17 protein-coding genes and 1 riboswitch are annotated in these 19,990 nt (G+C 72.8%); of the genes, 6 read left to right on the top strand and 11 right to left on the bottom strand.

What is annotated here, in order from left to right; translation table 11 throughout:
- Positions 1 to 57: 57 nt before the first annotated feature.
- Positions 58 to 525, top strand: a complete 468-nt coding sequence (locus ACIRBX_RS15775; protein ID WP_402297007.1) for a hypothetical protein — start codon at positions 58 to 60, stop codon at positions 523 to 525.
- A 1-nt stretch (position 526) separates the two neighbouring features.
- Here ACIRBX_RS15775 and ACIRBX_RS15770 read toward each other — a convergent pair whose 3' ends face one another.
- Positions 527 to 1,684, bottom strand: a complete 1,158-nt coding sequence (locus ACIRBX_RS15770) for a hypothetical protein (RefSeq protein WP_402297005.1) — start codon at positions 1,682 to 1,684, stop codon at positions 527 to 529.
- Between the two features lie 6 nt (positions 1,685 to 1,690).
- Positions 1,691 to 1,856: riboswitch (cyclic di-AMP (ydaO/yuaA leader) on the bottom strand.
- Between the two features lie 176 nt (positions 1,857 to 2,032).
- Positions 2,033 to 2,518: a hypothetical protein gene (locus ACIRBX_RS15765; protein WP_402297003.1), complete on the bottom strand. Its 486-nt coding sequence runs from the start codon at positions 2,516 to 2,518 to the stop codon at positions 2,033 to 2,035.
- A gap of 182 nt (positions 2,519 to 2,700) precedes the next feature.
- Here ACIRBX_RS15765 and ACIRBX_RS15760 point away from each other — a divergent pair, with 182 nt between their 5' ends.
- Positions 2,701 to 3,096, top strand: a complete 396-nt coding sequence (locus ACIRBX_RS15760) for a ribonuclease domain-containing protein (protein WP_402297001.1) — start codon at positions 2,701 to 2,703, stop codon at positions 3,094 to 3,096.
- 60 nt (positions 3,097 to 3,156) lie between these two features.
- Here the strand turns inward: ACIRBX_RS15760 and ACIRBX_RS15755 are convergent, their stop codons facing one another.
- Entirely contained in the window at positions 3,157 to 3,462 is a 306-nt protein-coding gene (locus ACIRBX_RS15755; protein WP_402296999.1) for a hypothetical protein, read from the bottom strand.
- 272 nt (positions 3,463 to 3,734) lie between these two features.
- On the opposite strand from ACIRBX_RS15755, the gene ACIRBX_RS15750 reads away from it, so the two are divergent.
- Both ACIRBX_RS15750 and ACIRBX_RS15745 read left to right on the top strand, forming a co-directional pair.
- Positions 3,735 to 7,055: a carbohydrate binding domain-containing protein gene (locus ACIRBX_RS15750; RefSeq protein WP_402296997.1), complete on the top strand. Its 3,321-nt coding sequence runs from the start codon at positions 3,735 to 3,737 to the stop codon at positions 7,053 to 7,055.
- Between the two features lie 103 nt (positions 7,056 to 7,158).
- On the top strand, positions 7,159 to 7,488 hold the full coding sequence (locus tag ACIRBX_RS15745; protein WP_345280284.1) for a MoaF-related domain-containing protein: 330 nt from the start codon (positions 7,159 to 7,161) through the stop codon (positions 7,486 to 7,488).
- Positions 7,489 to 7,516: 28 nt separating this feature from the next.
- On the opposite strand, the gene ACIRBX_RS15740 is transcribed toward ACIRBX_RS15745, so the two are convergent.
- The 6 genes from ACIRBX_RS15740 to ACIRBX_RS15715 all read right to left on the bottom strand — a co-directional run bounded on the left by ACIRBX_RS15740 (position 7,517) and on the right by ACIRBX_RS15715 (position 16,028).
- Positions 7,517 to 9,838: an arylsulfatase gene (locus tag ACIRBX_RS15740; RefSeq protein WP_402296995.1), complete on the bottom strand. Its 2,322-nt coding sequence runs from the start codon at positions 9,836 to 9,838 to the stop codon at positions 7,517 to 7,519.
- The gene (locus ACIRBX_RS15735; RefSeq protein ID WP_402296993.1) at positions 9,835 to 11,460 is read right to left on the bottom strand and encodes a dipeptide ABC transporter ATP-binding protein; all 1,626 of its coding nucleotides are present in this window, start codon (positions 11,458 to 11,460) and stop codon (positions 9,835 to 9,837) included. Before ACIRBX_RS15735 ends, ACIRBX_RS15740 begins: the two co-directional genes overlap by 4 nt.
- A gap of 124 nt (positions 11,461 to 11,584) precedes the next feature.
- A complete protein-coding gene (locus tag ACIRBX_RS15730; protein WP_402296991.1) occupies positions 11,585 to 12,436 on the bottom strand; it encodes an ABC transporter permease in 852 nt (283 codons plus the stop codon).
- A 5-nt stretch (positions 12,437 to 12,441) separates the two neighbouring features.
- Entirely contained in the window at positions 12,442 to 13,386 is a 945-nt protein-coding gene (locus ACIRBX_RS15725) for an ABC transporter permease (protein WP_402296989.1), read from the bottom strand.
- Between the two features lie 3 nt (positions 13,387 to 13,389).
- Positions 13,390 to 14,949, bottom strand: a complete 1,560-nt coding sequence (locus tag ACIRBX_RS15720) for an ABC transporter substrate-binding protein (RefSeq protein WP_402296987.1) — start codon at positions 14,947 to 14,949, stop codon at positions 13,390 to 13,392.
- 98 nt (positions 14,950 to 15,047) lie between these two features.
- Complete coding sequence (locus tag ACIRBX_RS15715; RefSeq protein ID WP_402296985.1) at positions 15,048 to 16,028, bottom strand: TauD/TfdA dioxygenase family protein; 981 nt, start codon at positions 16,026 to 16,028, stop codon at positions 15,048 to 15,050.
- Between the two features lie 418 nt (positions 16,029 to 16,446).
- Between ACIRBX_RS15715 and ACIRBX_RS15710 the strand changes: the two genes are divergently transcribed.
- Together ACIRBX_RS15710 and ACIRBX_RS15705 are read left to right on the top strand one after the other, a co-directional pair.
- Positions 16,447 to 17,643: an ROK family protein gene (locus ACIRBX_RS15710; protein WP_402296983.1), complete on the top strand. Its 1,197-nt coding sequence runs from the start codon at positions 16,447 to 16,449 to the stop codon at positions 17,641 to 17,643.
- Positions 17,644 to 17,854: 211 nt separating this feature from the next.
- Positions 17,855 to 18,661, top strand: a complete 807-nt coding sequence (locus ACIRBX_RS15705; RefSeq protein WP_402296981.1) for an SMP-30/gluconolactonase/LRE family protein — start codon at positions 17,855 to 17,857, stop codon at positions 18,659 to 18,661.
- Here the strand turns inward: ACIRBX_RS15705 and ACIRBX_RS15700 are convergent.
- Positions 18,658 to 19,479: a hypothetical protein gene (locus ACIRBX_RS15700; RefSeq protein ID WP_402296979.1), complete on the bottom strand. Its 822-nt coding sequence runs from the start codon at positions 19,477 to 19,479 to the stop codon at positions 18,658 to 18,660. The two genes, ACIRBX_RS15705 and ACIRBX_RS15700, sit on opposite strands and share 4 nt — an antisense overlap.
- The gene (locus ACIRBX_RS15695) at positions 19,476 to 19,970 is read right to left on the bottom strand and encodes a SigE family RNA polymerase sigma factor (protein ID WP_402296977.1); all 495 of its coding nucleotides are present in this window, start codon (positions 19,968 to 19,970) and stop codon (positions 19,476 to 19,478) included. Before ACIRBX_RS15695 ends, ACIRBX_RS15700 begins: the two co-directional genes overlap by 4 nt.
- Between the last annotated feature and the right edge of the window lie 20 nt (positions 19,971 to 19,990).

The raw sequence follows: 19,990 nt of genomic DNA, 5'->3' as shown, positions 1-19,990 counted from the left end.
ATCCTCCGCCGATACAGTCTGCACAGAGAGTGACCACGCGGGCGAACGGAGTGGACCATGGGTGGACGGAAGCTGACCGCCGTGCTGGCCGGTGCGGCGGCGCTGGTGCTGGGGGTGACCGTCCCGGCGAGCGCGGCACCCTCGCGCTCCGACCTGGAGGTGGTCCGACTCGACCCGGAGGCGGCGCCGCCCGGCGGGACCACCACCGTGCACGGCTTCGTCGCCAACCTCGGCCCGGACCGGACCGGCTCCCCGTTCACGGTGCTGCTGACGGTGCCGAACGGCTTCACCTTCCGCGGCCCGTACTTCCCGACCGACTGCCTCGCCCTGGCGGGCGGCCACACGCTGACCTGTACCTTCGGGGCCGGCCTGCCCCGGTACCGGACCGCCACGGTGCTGGCCCCCGTCCAGGTGGACGGCGGCCTGCCCCCCGGCACCAAGGCCGAGGGGCAGGTCACGGTGGTCAGCCCGGACGACACGAACCCCGCGAACAACTCCACCCCGTTCACGCTGTCCGTGAGCTGACTCAGCGGTAGACCCGGACCCAGTCCGCCGAGAAGCCGATCGGCGCGGTGCCGATCGGCCCGGGGTGGTACTTCCCGGCGCCCACCGAGAGGTTGAGGATCAGGTAGGCGGACCAGTCGGCGCCGACGCCGGCCCCGTCCGAGAAGACCTTGGTGCCGTTCACGTACCAGTCGACGGAGTCCGCGCCGTAGTACGTGCCGATGGTGACCCAGCGGTCGTGGCCGACGGCGGCCACGTCGGTGTGGTAGCGCTGGGCCGGGTTCACGTGGTTGGTCAGCTCCAGCAGGCCCGGGTTGTCCGGGTGGTACTCGAAACTGTCGATCTCGCCGTTGCCGTCCTTCCAGGTCCACAGGGCCGGCCAGGCCCCGGGGGTGGCGGGCAGCTTGACCCGGGTCTCGGCGTAGTCGCCCGTCCGGACCTGGAAGCCCTCCCCGGAGTACTCGGTGGTGAGCAGGCCGGTGTCCCAGGCCCGCTTGCCGTTCTCCAGGGTGTGCGCGGAGGGCGTGGCGGTGAAGGTGGCGACCCCGTCGGCCACCGAGACGCCGGACGGGCTCAGCCAGTCGAGCTTGTTGTCGTCCGGGTTGTGGGTGCCGTAACGGTAGCTGCTACTCCGGTCGTTGACCCACTTGGCGCCGAGCGCCGGCGGGGCGTCGAACTCCTCCGACCAGGTCAGCGCCTTGCCCGGCACGGGCGAATCACCGGGCTCGGGGGTCGGCTTCGGGTTCGGGGTCGGAGTCGGGGTCACCGAGCCTGCGCTGACCGTGAGTTGACGGGACGGCAGGTTGTGCCAGCCGCCGTTCTGGTCCTGCCAGAAGCCGAACTGGGTGTAGGTGCCGGCCGGCAGCGCCCGGGCCCCGCTGGTGAAGGTCACCCCGCCGGGGCAGATCCGGACGTTGCCCGCGTTGCCGGGGAAGTCGAGGTTGGCCCCGGCCGCGTCCCGGACGCCGATGCCGACGGTCTTCGCGGTGAAGCAGCGGGCGGAGTGCACGGTGAGGGCGGCCGTGCCGGGTACGTCGGCGGTCATCGAGCTCGGGGTCAGCCGGTCCTGGGTGACGGTGGTGGCGGCCTCGGCCGGGCCCGCCAGCGGGACGGCGGCGACCAGTGGGAGGGCGACCAGCGCGGCAGCGCCGAGGCGTGCCGGGGTGACGGTTGTGCGCATGGGCAGGAGTCCTCTTTCGACGCCTGCGAGGTGAGCTGTCGGGTTCGGGCATGAGGGAACGCCCGGCCGCTGAAGCGGCTTCACCCCGAGTGCCCCGGCGTCGGACGAGCGAGCAGGGGTCACGTACTGACCTGGTTCCCCCGCTCCTGCCCGTACTCGGTGTGGTCGAGTGACCGTCGGCGGGCAGGCAGGACTCGGCGCCCCGCGACGGCGTCCGCCGGTACGCGGACTGCTCCGTGCAGGCTAGGCAGGTGCCGGGCCGAGCGACAAGGAGAGTTCCCTCACACCGGCCCGCCGGGCCCGGGGGCCGGCCGCCGGGAGGACGGCGGCCGGGAGGACGGGGAGGGATCAGAAGGCGATGTCGATCTCCTCGCCGTCCTGGCCCAGGGCGGTGGTCCGGCGCACCGGGCCGGAGGAGGGGGTCCCGACGATCAGCCACTCCGGATCGTGCATCAGCTCACCCCGGTCCCCCTGCCAGGTCACCGTCAGCCGGTCGCCGGCGACGGTGTCCACCGGCATGCCGCTCGGCTCGAATTCCACCGTGCACTCCGGGCCGCCGGTCACCACGGTGAAGGTGACCGGCGTGATCCCGCCGTCCGGCGAGTCGCGGAACACGCGCTCGTCGTCCGGGCTGTCCCAGCGCCAGTACCGGACCGGCCGGTCCGGCTCCGGCGAGACGATCACCAACTGCCCCGGTTCGTGACGCACTTCCCCGCCGTCGGCCGTCCACTCGACGGTGAGCGCACCCTCCCCCGGGCCGAGCCGGACGGTCGGACCGTCCGGCTCGAACCGGACCGGCAGCGGGTGGTCGGAGCTGCAGACGATGAACCTCATGGTGCTCCCCCGGGGGCGACGGTGGTACCGCCCCAGTCTTCCAGGGCCGCGCGGACACAGGTCCGGCACTTCCGTCGCGTGCCGGTGACCGGGCCGTCACCTGGATTCACAGGTGGTTGACCACCGGTGAAGTGTTCCCGCTTCGCTTCCTCCGGGACCTGACAAGCCATCAGGCTGGAGCCATGCGAATCACTCGACGCGCGTTGAAGACCCGGGCCGCCGCCGCGGTGGCCGTCGGCCTGCTCACCCTCGCCCCCACCGCCGTGTTCGCCACCGACGCCTCCGCCGCCGTCAGCGGGAGCATCTGCCTCTCCGCGCTCCCGCCGGAGGGCCGCACCACCATCCAGCTGATCGACCGGGGCGGACCGTTCCCGTACAGCCAGGACGGCATCGTCTTCCAGAACCGGGAGGGCGTGCTCCCCCAGCAGTCCACCGGCTACTACCACGAGTACACCGTGAAGACCCCGGGCTCCTCGACCCGCGGCGCCCGGCGCATCGTCACCGGCAAGGTCTACCACGAGGACTACTACACCGCCGACCACTACGCGACCTTCCGCAAGGTCAACTTCAGCTGCTGACAGAGCAGTTGCCCACCAGGCCGCCCGCCCCGCTTCCCCGGGGGCGGGCGGCCCCACGCGTCACCGGGCCGGCCGCCCCGGCCGCTGACTGAGCCCCATCATGCCGAACGCGGCTGCCAGGAGGACGGAGCCGAGCCCCACCAGCGTCGAACGGAAGCCGAAGTCCGCGACCAGCAGACCGAAGAGCACCTGCCACCCCAGCGCGAGCGCCGCCACCACCTGCGCCCATCCGTGCAGCCGGGGCCGGCGAACGTACCTCCGGTTCAGCGGGAGCATCCACCCCCGGGCCAGGGTCGCGACACCCGATGCCAGCAAGAACACCGCCATCGCCAGGACGGGTACGGCGAGCCAGACCCTCAGCACCATCCACCCCCACGCGCCGGCCAGGCGCCGGGCACAGGCGCGATCATGGCACCGCGCCCCGCACGCGTCCAGCGCGAACTCCCGGCCACCGGACCTGACGGCCGGTCTTTACGGCGGGTTCACGCCCGGATACCCTCCTGAAACATCTTGCGGCAACTTGCGCAAGACGGAGCGTCAACTCCGGTCGGTGGCGTGCGCCGCAGGGCCCCACCCCTGTGCCCCGCCGGAGCGGGCGGCTCCCTCCCCCACCCGTCAGGCATCCGAGGAGTCCCTCCGTGGACCGTGAAGTCGCACGCCACCACCGCCGAACGCGTCATCCGCTGGCCGCCGTCCTGGTGGTCGTCGCCGGGCTGCTGGCCACCCTGCTGCCCGCGCTCGCCGCGCACGCCGCCACCACCGCGACGGTGTACTACAAGCCCGCCACCACCTGGAGCGGTGCGTACCTGCACTGGGCGCCCGCCAACGGGAGTTGGACCACTCCGCCCGGTGTGGCCATGGCCCCGGCCTGCGCCGGCTGGTACCGCACGACCGTCGAGCTCGGCACCGCCACCACCCTCCAGGCCACCTTCACCAACGGCTCCGGCAGCTGGGACAGCCGGGGCGGCGCCAACTACCAACTGGGCGGCGGCGTCAGCGCCGTGACCGGCGGCACCGTCGGCACCACCGACCCGTGCGCGTCGGCCACCCCCACCTCCGCCACCGTCTTCTACTCCACGGCCGGCCGCAACTGGCCAGCCACGTACGTCCACTGGGCCCCGGCCGGCGGTGCCTGGACCACCGCGCCCGGCACCCTGATGACCGCGGCCTGCACCGGCTGGGTCAAGCAGACCCTCGCCCTCGGCCTCGCCACCAGCTGGCAGGCGGTCTTCACCAACGGCACCGGCACCTGGGACAACAGCGGCGGCGCCAACTACCAGCTGGGCACCGGCTCGATCACGGTCAAGGACGGGGTGGTGGCCCACTCCGACCCCTGCGGCAGCACCACCCCGGACCCGACCCCGACGCCCTCGCCCACGCCCACACCGACGCCGACGCCCGCCACCGAGGCCACCGTCTGGTACGCCACCACCAGCGTCGGCTGGTCCACCGTCAACCTGCACTGGGCGCCCGACGGCGGAAGCTGGACCACCAGCCCCGGCACCGGCATGACCGCCGCCTGCACCGGCTGGGTCCGCCGCACCGTCAGCCTCGGCGCGGCCACCACCTGGCAGGCGGTCTTCAACAACGGCAACGGCGTCTGGGACAACAACAACGGCGCCAACTACCAGCTCCGCAGCGGCAACAGCACCGTCAAGGACCGGACCGTCACCCCGAACGCCACCGACCCCTGCGCCGCCGTCCTCCCGGACACCACCGCCCCCACCGCGCCCACCCGGGTCGCCGCGACGGCGACCGGCACCGCCACCGTGCTCACCTGGACGGCGTCCACCGATGACCGCGGGGTGACGGGCTACCAGGTGACCCGTACCGGCGGCAGCAAGGGCGAGGTGCTGGTCGACACCGCCTCCACGGTGTACTCGCAGAGCGGCCTGGAGCCCACCACCACCTACTGCTGGACCGTCACCGCCCGGGACGCAGCGGGCAACCGCTCGGCCGCCTCGGCCCCGCCCGCCTGCGCCACCACCGGCACCGCCGAACCCACCCCGCCGACCGGCACCCCGCTGGGCGGTGACCCGCGCAAGGACCCGATCTACTTCGTGCTGACCGCGCGCTTCAACGACGGCGACAGCTCCAACAACCGGGGCGGCAGCCAGGACGTGAAGTCGGGGAACGCGGCCAACGCCGACCCGATGTTCCGGGGCGACTTCAAGGGCCTGGTGCAGAAGCTGGACTACGTGAAGGCGCTCGGCTTCTCGGCGCTCTGGATCACCCCGGTGGTGCTCAACCGCTCCGACTACGACTTCCACGGCTACCACGGCTACGACTTCTACCGGGTGGACCCGCGGCTGGAGTCGGCCGGCGCCTCCTACCAGGACCTGATCAACGCCGCGCACGCCAAGGGCATCAAGGTCTACCAGGACGTGGTCTACAACCACAGCTCCCGCTGGGGTGCCAAGGGCCTGTTCACGCCCACCGTCTACGGCGTCCGCGACAGCCAGTGGAGCTGGTACTACGACGCCCCGAACTCCGGCTTCGAGTACGACGGCCTGACGGTGGACCCGGTCTCCGGGAAGTCGTACTACAACGGCGACCTCTGGTCCACGGCCGAGCCGACCGGCAACACCTGCCTCAACTGGGGCAAGCCGACCGGGGCGAGGAGCCCCGAGGGCTACACCCTCTACAACTGCCAGTGGCCGGGCGCCACCACCGGCATGTTCCCCAAGGCGCTCTACCACGCCTGCTGGATCGGGAACTGGGAGGGCGAGGACTCCCGCTCCTGCTGGCTGCACGAGGACCTGGCGGACTTCAACACCGAGAACCCGGTGGTCCAGCAGTACCTGATCGGGGCCTACGACAAGTACATCGGCATGGGCGTCGACGGCTTCCGGATCGACACCGCCGTGCACGTCCCCCGGGTCACCTGGAACCGCCGCTTCCTGCCCGCGATCCGGGAGGGCGTCACGCGGAGGTTCGGCGCGGAGAAGGCGAAGGACTTCTTCGTCTTCGGCGAGGTCGGCGCCTTCGTGAACGACAAGTGGAACCGGGGGTCGGTCAACCACTCGGCCCAGTTCTTCACCTGGCAGGAGCGGCGGGAGTACACCTCGGACGACGTACAGGCCGCGCTCGACCAGTTCGCCTACGAGAACGCCCTGGGCACCGGCAACCAGCCCACCTCGACCAACGCGGTGCTGAACGGCAACGAGTACCACGCCCCCGACCACTCGAAGTTCTCCGGCATGAACATCATCGACATGCGGATGCACATGAACTTCGGCGACGCCTCCAACGCCTTCGCGAACGGCCGGGACAGCGACGACTCCACCAACGACGCCACCTACAACGTGGTCTACGTGGACAGCCACGACTTCGGCCCGAACAAGTCCTCGACCCGCTACGCCGGCGGCACCGACGCCTGGGCCGAGAACATGGCGCTGATGTGGACCTTCCGGGGCATCCCCACCCTGTACTACGGCTCGGAGATCGAGTTCCAGGCCGGGAAGCAGATCGACTGCGGTCCGACCTGCCCGCTGGCCACCACCGGGCGGGCGTACTACGGGGACGCGGTGGCCGGTGAGGTGACGGCCAGTCGGTTCTCGGTGGCCGACTCGGCCTCCGGGCCGGTGGCCGGCACGCTCCAGCAGCCGCTGGTCAAGCAGCTCCAGCGGCTGAACCAGATCCGCCGCGCGGTGCCCGCGCTCCAGCAGGGCCAGTACTCGACCCAGGGGGTCTCGGGCGGCATGGCCTTCAAGCGCCGGTACACGGCGGGCTCGACCGACAGCTTCGCGCTGGTCGCGGTCACCGACGCGGCCACCTTCGCCGGCATCCCGAACGGCACCTACCGGGACGCCGTCACCGGGGACGTGAAGATCGTCACCACCGGCACCCTCGCGGTGCCGGCCTCCGGCAAGGGCAACATGCGGGTGTACGTACTGGACTTGGGCGGGGCGAACGCCGCCCCGGGCAAGGTCGGCACGGACGGCCCTTACCTGAAGTAGACGGCATTCCGGGCCGAGGGTCCGATAGGTTGGTGGGTGCGGGCGGTCCGCCGTCCGCACCCACCACCAGCCGCCGTACCACCAGACGAGGACGCCCCCCGAGATGACCGCGCCCCTGCCCGCCTTCGCCGGACACACCTACCTGTTCCAGGTCGACAACGGCGCCGCCTTCCGCAACACGTACTCGGCGGACGGCACCCGGCTGCGCTGGGAGGGCCTCGGCGAGTCGGCCGGGCAGTGGGAGGACGTGGCCCTGCACGTGGCCGAGGTCGCCCCGGCCGTCTACTTCGTCAGCTGGACGGAGAAGGGCGGCATCACCGTCAGCCACGTGATGGACCTGACGCGGCTGACGGTGCGGGCCTTCTGGACCTACGAGGGCGAGGGCGGCCGGGTCGGCGAGCTGCACACCGGCTCGCTCACCCCGGAGTCCTGAGGCCCCGTCCGCTGACGGACGGTCACCCTCACTCGAAGGCGGCGGCCGCCTCCTTGAGCGCGGTGGCCACCGTCTCCGGGTCGTACGGCGCGGGCTCGCCCGGCAGGTAGGTCACCGCGTGCAGCCGGCCGCTGTAGCGGAAGCTGCGGTGGCGCTCGTACACCGGCCAGGAGACCGGGGACTTGCGGTCCACACCGACGCTGATGCCCTGGAACGGGGCCATCCCGATCAGCTGGTGCACCGGCCCCAGACGGCCCGTCACCTCGCCGTCCACCAGCAGCTCGAACTCCCACTTCAGGTCGGCCACCGCGTGCGCCCGCAGGCCCACCGTCCGGGCACCGGGCGCCAGCGGGCCGCCGTCCGCCTCGAACAGCTCGCCGTACTGGTTGTAGGCCAGCCGGACCGACCCGTCCTCCACGTAGAGGCTGTAGCCGCCGCCCTGGTCGCCGTGCGAGACCAGCACGCCCTGGTCACCCTCCCGGTGCGCGGTCAGCTCGGCCAGCACCTCGAAGGAGCGGAAGGCGATCAGCCGGGAGGAGCGGTAGCGCTCCAGCTCGGGGGTGCCGGCCAGCAGGGTGAGCGGCTCGCGCAGCGCGGCGTCCTCCGGGTGCCGCAGGACGAAGCCGCCGGAGCGGTCGGCCAGCGGGAAGACCCCGTTCCGCCAGGCCGCGTCCTCCCAGGCCTCCGCCAGCTCCTTGACCACCTCCGGGTACTCGGCGGCCACGTCGGTGGTCTCGGTCGGGTCGGTGCGCAGGTCGTGCAGCGCCCACTCGCCGTCGTCGTAGGGGCTGCCCGGGCGGTGCAGGGTGACCAGCTTCCAGCCGTCCCGGTAGAAGCTGCGGTTGCCGGTCATCTCGCAGTACTGCTCGGTGTGGGTGGAGTCGGCCGCCGGCTCGCGCAGCACGGCGGCGAAGCTGATGCCGTCCAGCTCCTGCACGGTCTGCCGCCTGCGCTCCACCGGCCGCTGCACGCCCGCGAGTTCGAGCAGCGTGGGCAGCACGTCGGTGACGTACTGGTACTGCTGCCGGACCCCGGTGTCGCCCTCGGCGCGGGGCAGCCCGGCCGGCCAGGAGAGCACGAACGGCACCCGGACGCCGCCCGCGTGGGTCTGGCCCTTGTAGAGCCGGAAGGGGGTGTTGGAGGCCATGCCCCAGCCGCGCGGGTAGTGCACCAGGCTCTGCGGACCGCCGATCAGCTCGATCTCCCGCTCCACGTCCGGATTCCAGTCGGCGGGCAGCCCGGGGTGGTGGACGAAGCGGCTGAAGTAGCTGCGGGTGCCCTCGGCACCGCCCTCGCCGGTGCCACCGTTGTCCGAGGTGAACAGGATGATGGTGTCGTCCAACTCGCCGAGCGCGGCCAGGGTGTCGGTGAGCCGGCCGAGGTTCTGGTCGACGTTGTCGACCATGGCCGCGTAGACCTCCATGTAGCGGGCGTACAACTTCCGCTCCGGCTCGGTGAGTTCGTCCCACGGCCCGACCTCGTACCCGGCCTCGCCGTTCCGCTCCGGCAGCCGGGTGCCCTCCGGGAAGTGCCCGGCGGCCAGCTGCCGGGCGAAGCGCTGCGCCCGCAGCTCGTCCCAGCCCTGGTCGTAGCGGCCCTTGTGCCGGGCCAGGTCCTCGGGCTTGGCCTGGAGCGGGCCGTGCACCGCGTTGTGCGCCAGGTAGAGGAAGAACGGCTTCTCGCTGTCGTGCGCGCGCAGCGACTTGACCATCGCGATGGCCTGGTCGGTGATGTCGTCGGTGTAGTAGTAGCCCTCGGGCAGCTCGTCGATGTCCAAGGGGCTGTTGTCGCGCACCAGTTGGTGCGGGTGGTACAGGCTGGTCAGCCCCTCCAGCACGCCGTAGTACTGGTCGAAGCCCTTCTGCAGCGGCCAGTTGGCCCGGTCGTTCGCCGCATTGGAGGCGGAGTCCCGGGTCAGGTGCCACTTGCCGACGGCGTAGGTGGCGTAGCCGTTGTCGTGCAGCAGTTCGGCCAGGGTGGGGATGTCGCCCGCCACCTCCATGCCGTAGCCGGGGAAGCCCGGGTCCGCGTTGGCCACGAAGGAGTAGCCCACCCGGTGCGGGTTGAGGCCGGTCAGCAGGGCGGCCCGGGCCGGCGAGCAGAGCGGCATGGTGTGGTAGTTGGCCAGCTTGACGCCGTTCTCGGCGAGCCGGTCCAGGGTCGGGGTCGGCACCTCGGCGCCGAACGGGCCGATGTCGCTGTACCCGAGGTCGTCCACCAGGACGACCACGATGTTCGGCGCCCCGGTGCGGGCCCGACGGCGGGGCGGCCAGGCGGCGGTGGACTCGCCGAAGGTGCGGCCGACGGTGCCGGGGAAGCCGGCGTACGGGTCACGGCGGGTGCTGGTCATGCGGCGGCGCTCCGGTGCTGGTGGGTCGGCTCGGTCAGATGGGGTACGGCGGCGAGCAGTTCGGCCGTGTAGGGGTGCTGCGGGTCGGTCACCACCCGGTCGGCGGGGCCGGTCTCGACGATCCGGCCCCGGTGCATCACGGCGATCCGGTGGCTGACCTGCCGCACCACCGCGAGGTCGTGGGCGATGAAGAGGATCGCCAGCCCCAGCTCGCGCTGGAGGCCGGAGAGCAGCTCCAGCACCTGGGCCTGCACCGAGACGTCGAGGGCGGAGACCGGCTCGTCGCAGATCAGCACGGACGGGCGCGGGGCCAACGCCCGTGCGATACCGATCCGTTGGCGCTGTCCGCCGGAGAAGGCGCGCGGGTGCCGGTCGGCCGCGTCCGGATCGAGCCCGACCTGGGTGAGCAGCTCGGCGACCCGCTCGGCCCGCTCGGCGGCGGTGCCGAGGCGGTGCGCGATCAGCGGCTCGGCCAGGATCCGGCCGACCGTCATCCGGGGGTTGAGCGAGGAGTACGGGTCCTGGAAGACCAGTTGGACCTCGCGGCGGGCGGCCGGGGACCGGCCGAGCTCCTCTCCCTGGTACCGGATGCTCCCGCTGCTCGGCGCGTGCGCCTGGACCAGCGCCCGGGCCAGCGTGGACTTGCCGGAGCCGGACTCGCCGACCAGGCCGAGGGTCTCACCGGGGTGCAGCTCCAGGCTGACGCCGGCCAGCGCGGTGGCCTGCTTGCGACGCCGTCCGTAGGTCTTGGTGACCTCGCGGACGGTGAGCAGCGGCTCCGGGCCCGGGGTGGAGTTCGCGGCGGCGGTGGACGGGGCGTCCAGCCGCGGCACGGCGGCCAGCAGCTGCTTGGTGTACGGCTGCCGGGGGTTGGCGAGGACCTCGTCGGTGCGGCCCTGCTCGACCACCTCGCCCCGGTGCATCACCAGCAGGCGGCGGCTGGTCCGGGCGATCACGCCGAGGTCGTGGCTGATCAGCACCAGGGCGGTGCCGCGCTCGCGGTTGATCCGCTCCAGCAGCCGGAGGATCTGCTCCTGCACGGTCGGGTCCAGTGCGGTGGTCGGCTCGTCGGCGACCAGCACCTCCGGGTCACCGGCCAGCGCGAGGGCGATCATGATGCGCTGACGCTGGCCGCCGGAGAACTGGTGCGGGAAGTCGCGCAGCCGGCCGGCCGCGTCGGGGATGCCGACCAGCTCCAGCAACTCGGCTGCTCGGGCGGCCCGTTCGGCCTTGGAGCGGTGGAGTCCGTGGGCCCGCAGCGCCTCGTCCAGCTGGCGCCCGACGGCCAGCACCGGATTGAGCGAGGACATCGGGTCCTGGAAGATCATCGCGATCCGGCGGCCGCGCAGCCCGCGCAGGGCCGGCTCGTCCAGCGTCGCCAGGTCGTGCCCGGCGAGCTCGATCGACCCGCCGGACACCCGCCCGCCCGCAGGCAGCATCCGCAGCAGCGCCAGCGCGGTGGTGGACTTCCCGGAGCCGGACTCCCCGACGATGCCGAGCGTCTCCCCGGCCGCGAGCTCGAAGGAGACCCCGGAGACGGCTTCGACGCCGTCGAACTCGACCCGCAGGTCGGTGACCTGGAGCACCGTGGAGACCGTGGTCTCCGGCAGTACCGCCGTCATCGTCGTATCCCTTCGTTCAGCGCCTCGGCGATCGGCGGCGGGCCGAGCACCGGCCGCGTACCGCCGACCGGCGGGGCAGCGTGCGACTCCCCCGCTCCCGGCCCGCCGCCGGGCGTCCGCACCGTCATCGTCGTATCCCTTCGTTCAGCGCCTCCGCGATCAGCGTGAAGCCGAGCACCAGCGCGGTGACCACGACCAACGGCGCGGCGGCGAAGGTCGGGTGGCTCGACAGGTAGGCCATCGACTGGCTGAGGATGCCGCCGAGCGAGGGCTCCGGCGGGCGCAGCCCGACGCCGAGGAAGCTCATCGCACCCTCGATGAAGACCGCCAGCGAGAAGGCGATGGCGCCCTGGACGATCAGCGGGTCGGTGGCGTTCGGCAGCACGTGCCGTAGCAGCACCCGGGCCTTGGAGGCCCCGCCGAGCCGGGCCGCCAGGGCGTACTCGCGCTCCCGCTGGACCAGGATGCCGGCCCGCAACTGCCGCCCGAAGCCCGGGATCTCGGCCAGCGCGATGACGATCACCACCGGCCAGCGGCCGGGCCCGAGCACCGCCGTCACGGCCAGCGCGAGGATCAGCCCGGGGAAGGCGAGCAGCAGGTCGAAGACCCGCTGGACGGCCACGTCGGCGCCGCGCGAGGTGGCGGCCAGCAGGGCCAGCGAGCAGCCGAGCACCGCACCGGCCGGGACCGCGATCACGCTGATCAGCAGGTCGGCCCGGATGCCGTGCAGCACCCGGCTGAACAGGTCGCGGCCCAGGTCGTCGGTGCCGAACGGGTGGTCCGCGCTCGGGCCGGCCAGGGCCAGCGCGCTCTGCGCCAGCGGGTCGGCGGAGGTGAGCAGCGGGGCGAGCAGCCCGGCCAGTACGACCAGCCCGACCAGGGCCAGGCCGGTGGTGCCGCGCAGGGTGTGCAGGCCCGCCGGGAGGAGGTGCCGGCGGCGGGGTGCGCCGACGGCGGAGAGCGAGGCGGTGGTCATCAGGGTCACTCCCACCTGATCCGGGGGTCCAGCCAGGTGTACACCAGGTCGGTGAGCAGCTGGACCGCGACGTAGACGGCGACGAGCAGCAGGAGCAGGTCCTGCACCACGGGGTAGTCCCGGCGCAGCACCCCCTGTTCGGCCAGCTGGCCGAGGCCGGGCCAGGCGAAGATGGCCTCCACCAGCACGGCGCCGCCGAGGAGTTGGCCGACCTGGAGGCCGAGCACGGTGACGGCGGGCGGCAGCGCGTTGGGCAGCGCGTGCCGCCAGACGATCCGGCGGCGGGAGACCCCGAGCGCGGTGGCGGTGCGGACGTAGTCCTCGGCCAGGGCCCGCTCCAGGCCGTCCTTGAGGTAGCGGGCCAGGATGGCGGCGCTCGGCAGGGCGAGGCAGAAGGCGGGCAGCAGCAGGTACTGCAGGCCGATGTCGGGCTGGTCGAGGATCGACTCGTGGCCCCCGGCCGGGAGCAGCCGGAGCGTCACCGCGAAGACCAGCACCAGCAGCACGCCGGTGACGAAGGGCGGCACGGCCAGCACGGTGGTGGTGAAGGCCCGGATCGCGGCGGCCACCGGGCCGCGCCGCACGGTGGCGCCGAGCACTCCGAGCGGCAGGCCGATCAGGATCACCAACAGCAGTGCGCCCACGGTGAGTTCGACGGTGGCGCCGAGGCCGTCGCCGATCAGGGTGGCCACCTCGCCGCCGATCGCGTAGCTGGGGCCGAGGTTGCCGGTGAGCAGGTCACCGAGCCAGGTCAGGTACTGGGAGAGGAAGGGCTGCTCCAGCCCGAGGCGGGCGCGGATCGCCGCGACCGCCTCGGGGCCGGCGTCCGGCCCGGCCAGCGTGGTGGCCGGATCACCGGGGATCAGCCGGAGGATGGCGAAGATCAGGAAGGAGGCGGCGGCCAGCACCAGCAGGCCGGAGGGCAGTCGCCTCAGCAGGAAGGTACGCATCCGTCAGGCCGTCAGGTAGGCGTCGTCGAGGTTCAGGTACGTGAACTTGTTGAGCGTGGCTCCCTGCACCTTGCCCGCCACCTCGATCTGGCCGCCGATGGCCAGGTCGATGACGAACTCCTCGTCCAGCAGGATGTCGGTGATCTGCTGGTAGAGCGCCTTGGCCTCGGGGCTGTCGGCGTCCGGCCGCTTCCAGGCCCGCTGCACGACGTCGGTGTAGGCGGGCGAGGTGAAGTGCGAGCTGTTCTTGGCCTCGTTGAAGGGGTAGGCGCTGACCGCCAGGGTGGCCGGGTGGAGCTGGGCGAAGCCGTGGCCGAGGGTCCACAGGGCCGGCATGGTCTGCGAGATGAGCTGCTTCTGCATGGTCGGCGAGTCGGTGGGCTGGAGCACCGTCTCGATGCCGACCTGCTTGAGGTCGTGCTGGATGATCTGGGCGATGGCGATGCCGTCCGGGGTGTTGGAGTGCGCGAACGGCAGCGAGATGCCCGAGACGCCGGCCTCCGCGAGCAACTGCCTGGCCTTCTCCGGGTCGTGGCGGTACCTGGTGGCGTTGGCGTCGCTGTAGGCGGGCGAGGACTTGGGCCACGGCGCGGCGGAGGGCAGTCCGTAGCCGCCGAGGGCCTGCTGCACCAGCCGCTCGCGGTCCACCGCCCAGGAGATGGCCTGGCGGACCCGCTTGTCCTTGACGTGCTCGGAGGTGACGTTGACGCCGACGTAGAAGGCGCCGGAGCCGGTGTCGTAGGGGGTGAGCCGGAACTGGCCGGAGGACTTGAGCGCCGCCAGGTCCTTGCCGGGCACGCTGTAGGAGAGGTGGCTCTGACCGGTCTTCAGCGAGGCGACCAGCGAGTCGGCCTGCGGGATCACCCGGATCTCCACGCCGTCCAGGTAGGGGCGGCCCGGGTTCCAGTACTTCTCGTTGCGGGTGAAGGTGATCGAGGAGCCGGGGGTGCGCTTGCCGAAGACGAACGGGCCGGTGCCGATCAGCTGCTTGCCCGCGACGGCGTCCTCGACGGTGGCCGAGTCCGTGATGATCATGAACTCGAAGAGGTCGAAGAGGTTGCTGACCGGGTGGGCCAGGGTGAGGGTCAGCTCGTGGTCACCGTTCTTGGTGAACTCGGTGACGGTGGCCGCCGTGGTCCTCAACTGGGCCGAGCGGACCGGGTTCTGCAGGTTCTTGATGGCGAAGATGACGTCGTCGGCGGTGAACCTGCGACCGTTGTGGAAGGTGACGTCGTCGCGCAGCTTGAAGGTGATGCCCTTGCCGTCGGCGGCCAGTTGCCAGGAGGTGGCCAGCTCGGGCTGCGGCTTGAGCTGGTCGTCGTAGCGGGTGAGGGTGTTGAAGACCAGGCGCTGCACCAGGGTGTTGGCACTCTGGGCGAAGAGCAGGCTCGGGGTGAAGTCGATGGTGGTGGCGACGGCGAGGGTGCCGCCGCGGCGCGGGCCCCCGGACGGCGAAGCGGCGGAGCTCGCGCTCTCGGCCGCCGAGCGGCAGGCCGCGAGCGAGAGCAGGCCGGCCGCGGCGACGGAGCCGCGCAGGAGGGAGCGGCGGGAGAGCGTGGTCATCGTTCGGTGTCCTTCGTGGGGGATCGGTTTTTTCGGTGGTGAAAGTAACGACGGCAGCCGGAGCTGCCGTCGTTACGGCACCAAGGGGCTTGCCGGGATCAGGAGTTGACGGCGGCTTCGAGCTGCTCGGCGGGGACGATGCCGGCCACGGCCGGCGGGTCGGCCGGCTCCAGCAGGCGGCTCGGCACACCGTCCGGACCGACCGGCAGGTCGCCGTCCAGGGTGATCCGGCGGACCAGGCGGGGCTCGTCGCCGTAGTCGTTGACGGCGTAGTGCTGGGTGGCGCGGTTGTCCCAGATCACCACGTCGCCGACCGACCAGTCCCAGCGGACGGTGTTCTCCAGGCGCTCGACGTAGCGCTGGAAGAGGGTGATCAGGGCCCGGCTGTCGGCACCCGAGACCCCGACGATCTTCTGCGCGAACGCGCCCAGCAGCAGGGTCTTCTCCCCCGTCACCGGGTGCACCCGGACCAGCGGGTGCTCGGTCTTGAAGGCGGTGGAGACGAAGACCGAGCGGAACAGCTCGGCCACCTCCTTGTTGTCCGCCAGCTCGGGGGTGAGCGCCAGCGAGGCCGCGTAGTCGTAGTCGTTGGTGTGCACCGCCCGCAGGCTCTCGGCCAGCGCCTTCAGCGGGGCGGGCAGGTCCTCGTAGGCGGCGACCGTGTTGGCCCAGACGGTGGAGCCACCGGCCGGGGGCAGCTCCAGCGAGCGCAGGATGGACGCCTTCGGGTAGGACGGCACGAAGGTCACGTCGGTGTGCCAGTTGTTCGCCCGCACGCCCTTGGTGGCGTCCAGCTCGAAGATGTACCGGCCGTCCGCGCTGGGCACCGTCGGGTGCCCCACCGGCTGGCCCAGCAGGCGGGCGAACGCCTCGTGTCCGGCGTCGTCCAGGTGCTGCTGGCCCCGGAAGAACAGCACCTTGTGCTCGTACAGCGCGGCCTCGATCGCGGCCACCGTCCCGGCCGGCAGGTCGCCGCCGAGCTTGACGTCGTGGACGATCGCGCCGATCCGGCCGGCGGCGGGGGTGATGGCCAGGGTGGTGTCGGTCGTGGCGTCGGGCGTGGTGACGGCAGTGGTCATGACGGTCCCTCGGTTCTGGTGAATGGGGGTGCCGGGCACGGCGGCAGCGCAGGGCACGGAGAACGTGCCGGCGGCGCGGAAGCCCGGCGGGAAGAGGTGTGGTGAACGGACGCGACGGGGCGTCAGCGGGTACAGCGGCGACACGGACAGGAGGCGGACGGGGTACGGGACGTACGGACGGTCATCGCTCCTCCTTCGCTCGCTCGTCGGCCGCTCGAACTGCGGCTCGGTGCATGGGCATCATCGTGGTGACCGCGAGCCGGTCTGTCAAACACCATCTCGCCTGGTGGGAGCGGGTGTTGCGGCTTCGTTGCGCCGTGTTGCGGTCGATGGCGGAGCCCGGCGGGGGTTGTCCTTCCTTCTAGGGCGAGATTAACTTTCCCTACGAAATTAACTCGGACCGAGAGCAGCCCCCACCATGACGACACCGACCGACCGCGCGGCGCCCGCCGAGAGCGCCCGGCACAACGCCGCCACCGTGGTGCGGACCGTGCTCGCGCACGGCCCGATCCCCCGCCACCGGATCGCCGAACTCACCGGCCTGTCGGCCGGCACCATCTCCCGGCTCACCGGCCGCCTGGCCGGCAGCGGCCAACTGGTCGAGCTCGAACCCGAGTTGGGCCCCAGCGCGACCGGCCGGCCACGCATTCCACTGGACCTCCCGGTCGAGGAGACGGCGGTGGCCGGGGTGCACATCGGGACGCTCCGCTCCACCCTCGGCCTGGTCGACCTGCGCGGCGGGGTGCTGGCCCAGTGGGCCGTGCCGCACGGCTCCACCGACCCGCGCGAGCTGGTCGGCGAACTCGCCGAGGCACTGGCCGACCTGACGTCCTGGCAGTCCCACCGCCGGCTGCTCGGCGTCGGCGTCTCCACCGGCGGCTGGGTCGACACCGAGGCCGGCACGGTGGTCGAGCACGGCCCGCTCGGCTGGCACGACGTCCCGCTGCACGCCGAACTCACCGCCCGGCTGGCGCCGCCCGTCCGGCTGGACGGCCTGGTCCGCGCACTCGCCCTGGCCGAGGGCTGGTACGGCGCCGGGCAGCGGGCCGAGAGCCTGCTCGAACTCTTCGTCGGCAACGTGGTCGGAGCCGCCTTCACCGTCGGCCGCCGGATCCACCGGGGCCCGCGCTCGGCCTCCGGCGGCATCGCCCACCTGCGGCTGCCCGGCGTCGAGGGAGCGCCCTGCGACTGCGGCGCCTCGGACTGTTTACAGGCCGCGCTGGCCGACGGCTCGGTCCTCCGACTCGCCCGCGAGGCACGGCTGATGGGACCGGACGAGCCGCTCGAGACGCTGGTCCGGCTGGCCCGGGACGGCCACCTCGGGGCGATCCGACTGCTCCGCACCCGGGCCCGCTCGCTCGGCCGCGCGGCGGCGGTGCTGCTCGACCTGGTCAACCCCGAGCTGCTGGTGCTCTCCGGTGGCCCGCTGCACACTCCCGAGTACCTCCCGGACGTCCGGGCGGAGTTGGTCCGCCACAGCACCCTCGGCCTGGCCGCAGCCGACCGGCTGATCCCCTCCGGCCTGGGCGAGCACTCGCTGGTGCTGGCCTCGGCCGCCGTCTTCCTGAACGCCTGGTTCTCCGACCCGCTGGCCCACCTGGCGGCCGCCGGGTGAGCGGCGACCGGCCATCGGGGCCACCGGCCGGAGGGTGAGCGGCGACGGGTCGCGGAGGCCACCGGCCGGCGGCCGCCGGGTGGGCCGGCAGGCCGGACGGTCGCAGCAGTTGACGAGCCGGTGGTCCAACCGCTCGACTGATCACCACCACCCGACCGCCCCGCACCGGCACCGGTGCGGGGCGACTCCCCCCGCCGCCCCGAGGAGCCCCATGCGCGCCGAACCCGCCGACAGCCACCGCCTCACCCTGGGCGAGGGCCCCCGCTGGGACGCCGGGGCGCAGCGGCTGTACTGGCTCGGCATCCCTGACCAGGAGATCCGCTGGCTCGACCCGGCCACCGGCCACACCGACGGCCTGCGCCTGGACGTCACCCCCGGCTGCCTGGCTCCGGCCGGACCGGACCGCCTGCTGCTGGCCACCGAGCGGGGCTTCGAGACCCTCGAACTCGGCTCCGGAATACCGGAGTTGAACACGCCGGTGGAAGCCGATCAGCCCGACCGCCGGATGAACGACGGCGCCGTCGACCCGTTCGGCCGGATCGTGGCGGGCACCATGCGGCGAGCCGTGCCGCACACCGACGGGCGCCTCTACCGCCGCGAATCCGACGGCAGCGTCCGGCAGTTGCTCGACGGCCTGGCCATCCCGAACGGCCTCGGCTGGCCGGAGCCGGACCGCTTCTGGCACGTCGACAGCCCGGCCAAGCGGGCCACCCTCTACGAGTACCCCGAACAGGGTCCGCTCGGGCCGCAGGTCCGCGTGCTCGACCTGGCGGAGTACCCGGGCGAGCCGGACGGCCTCGCCCTGGACCCGGAGGGCAACCTCTGGGTGGCCTTCTGGGGCGGCTCGGCCGTGCACTGCTTCTCCCCCACCGGCACCCGGCTGGCCACCGTCGAGGTGCCCGTCCCGCGTGCCACGGCCTGCGCCTTCGACGACGCGGGCACGCTCTGGATCACCACCGCCGTCACCGCCGACCACCCGGACTCCGGCCGGCTGTTCCGGGCGGCGGGGGTGCGCTAGGGATCCGTCCGGGGCGACGAGGAGACCGGCCTCGGGTCGAGGGTCAGGGCCGCCTGGTGCCATGCCGGCTCCCCGGCCAGCGCGGTGAGCTCCGCCTCGGTGAGCAGCGGGGCGTTCGGAGCAGGCTCGCGCCCGTCCCCCGGGCCCGGAACGTTGCTCGAGGAGACCGTCACCTGCGTGCCGTCCGGACGCAGTCGGCTGACCTCCCAGTACTGCCTGCCGTTCGCCGCCTGTGCGGGGAGGTAGACCCTGATCCGCCCGCCGTCCGGCAGGTCGGTGTCGGTGCAGCCCGGGGTGGTGCACCGGGGCCGGTCGGCCGGGCGGTTCACCGGCCACCGGCTCACGTGGAGTCGGGCGTCGCCCCGGGCCGCGCCGACCTGGAGCGACCAACCCACGTTGATCTCGTACGCGCTCGCCGCCCCGACCGACGGGCCGGAGGTCCCGGTGACCGTCAGCCGGGGCGGCAGCCTGGCCCGGAAGGCCTCCTGCAGCTGCGGAGCGCTCGCGGGCGCCGTGGCCGAAGGGCTCGGCACGGCGGGGCCGCCCGTCGGGGGGGCGCTGTGTGCCGCCGGAGGCTCCGACGGCAGCCCGGGGAGGGACGTCGGCGGGGTCGGCAGCAGCACGGACACGGCTGTGGCCACCGCTCCGATCCCGACCGCCACCGCGGCCACTCGGGTGGTGGCCCGCAGCCGGCGCCCGCGGCGCCCGCGGCGGAGCAGCTCGTCCACCGGCACCGGGCCGGTCACCTCCTGACGGTCCGCCAGCTCGCGGAGCGCGACCGCGACCGCCCGGTCCGCCCGGTCCTGTTCGGTGCTCATCGGGTGGCCTCCAGGTGGCCGGTCAGGGTGGTCCGGAGCCGGGCCATCGCCCGGGAGTTCTGGCTCTTCACCGTGCCGACCGAGCAGCCCAGCGCGGCGGCGGTGTCCTTCTCCGACAGGTCCTCGACGTGGCGCAGCACCACCACCGCCCGCTGCCGCTCGGGCAGCGCGAGCAGGGCGCGGCGCAGCTCCTCCGTCCCGTCGGGGAAGACGACCTGCGCCACGCCGTCGGGCGGCGTGTCGGTCAGCAGCTCGCGCCTTCGGCGCCGCCACCAGCTGACGTGGCCGTTGGCCAGCATCCGGCGCAGGTAGGCGTGCGGGTCGTCGGTGACGGTGTGGCGCCAGCGGACGTACAGCTTGACCAGGCAGTCCTGGAGCAGCTCCTCGGCGCGGTGCCGGTCGCCGGTGATCAGCGTGGCGGTGCGCAGGTGCCGGTGCCAGGCGGCCTCGACGAATGCCGCGTAGGCGGCGTCCTCGGATTCTCGACTCACGACGGACAGACGCGGCGGCC

Origin of the sequence: Kitasatospora sp. NPDC096147, assembly GCF_044763225.1 — a bacterium.
GTDB lineage: Bacteria > Actinomycetota > Actinomycetes > Streptomycetales > Streptomycetaceae > Kitasatospora.
This window is presented reverse-complemented; position numbering and strand designations above follow the sequence as displayed.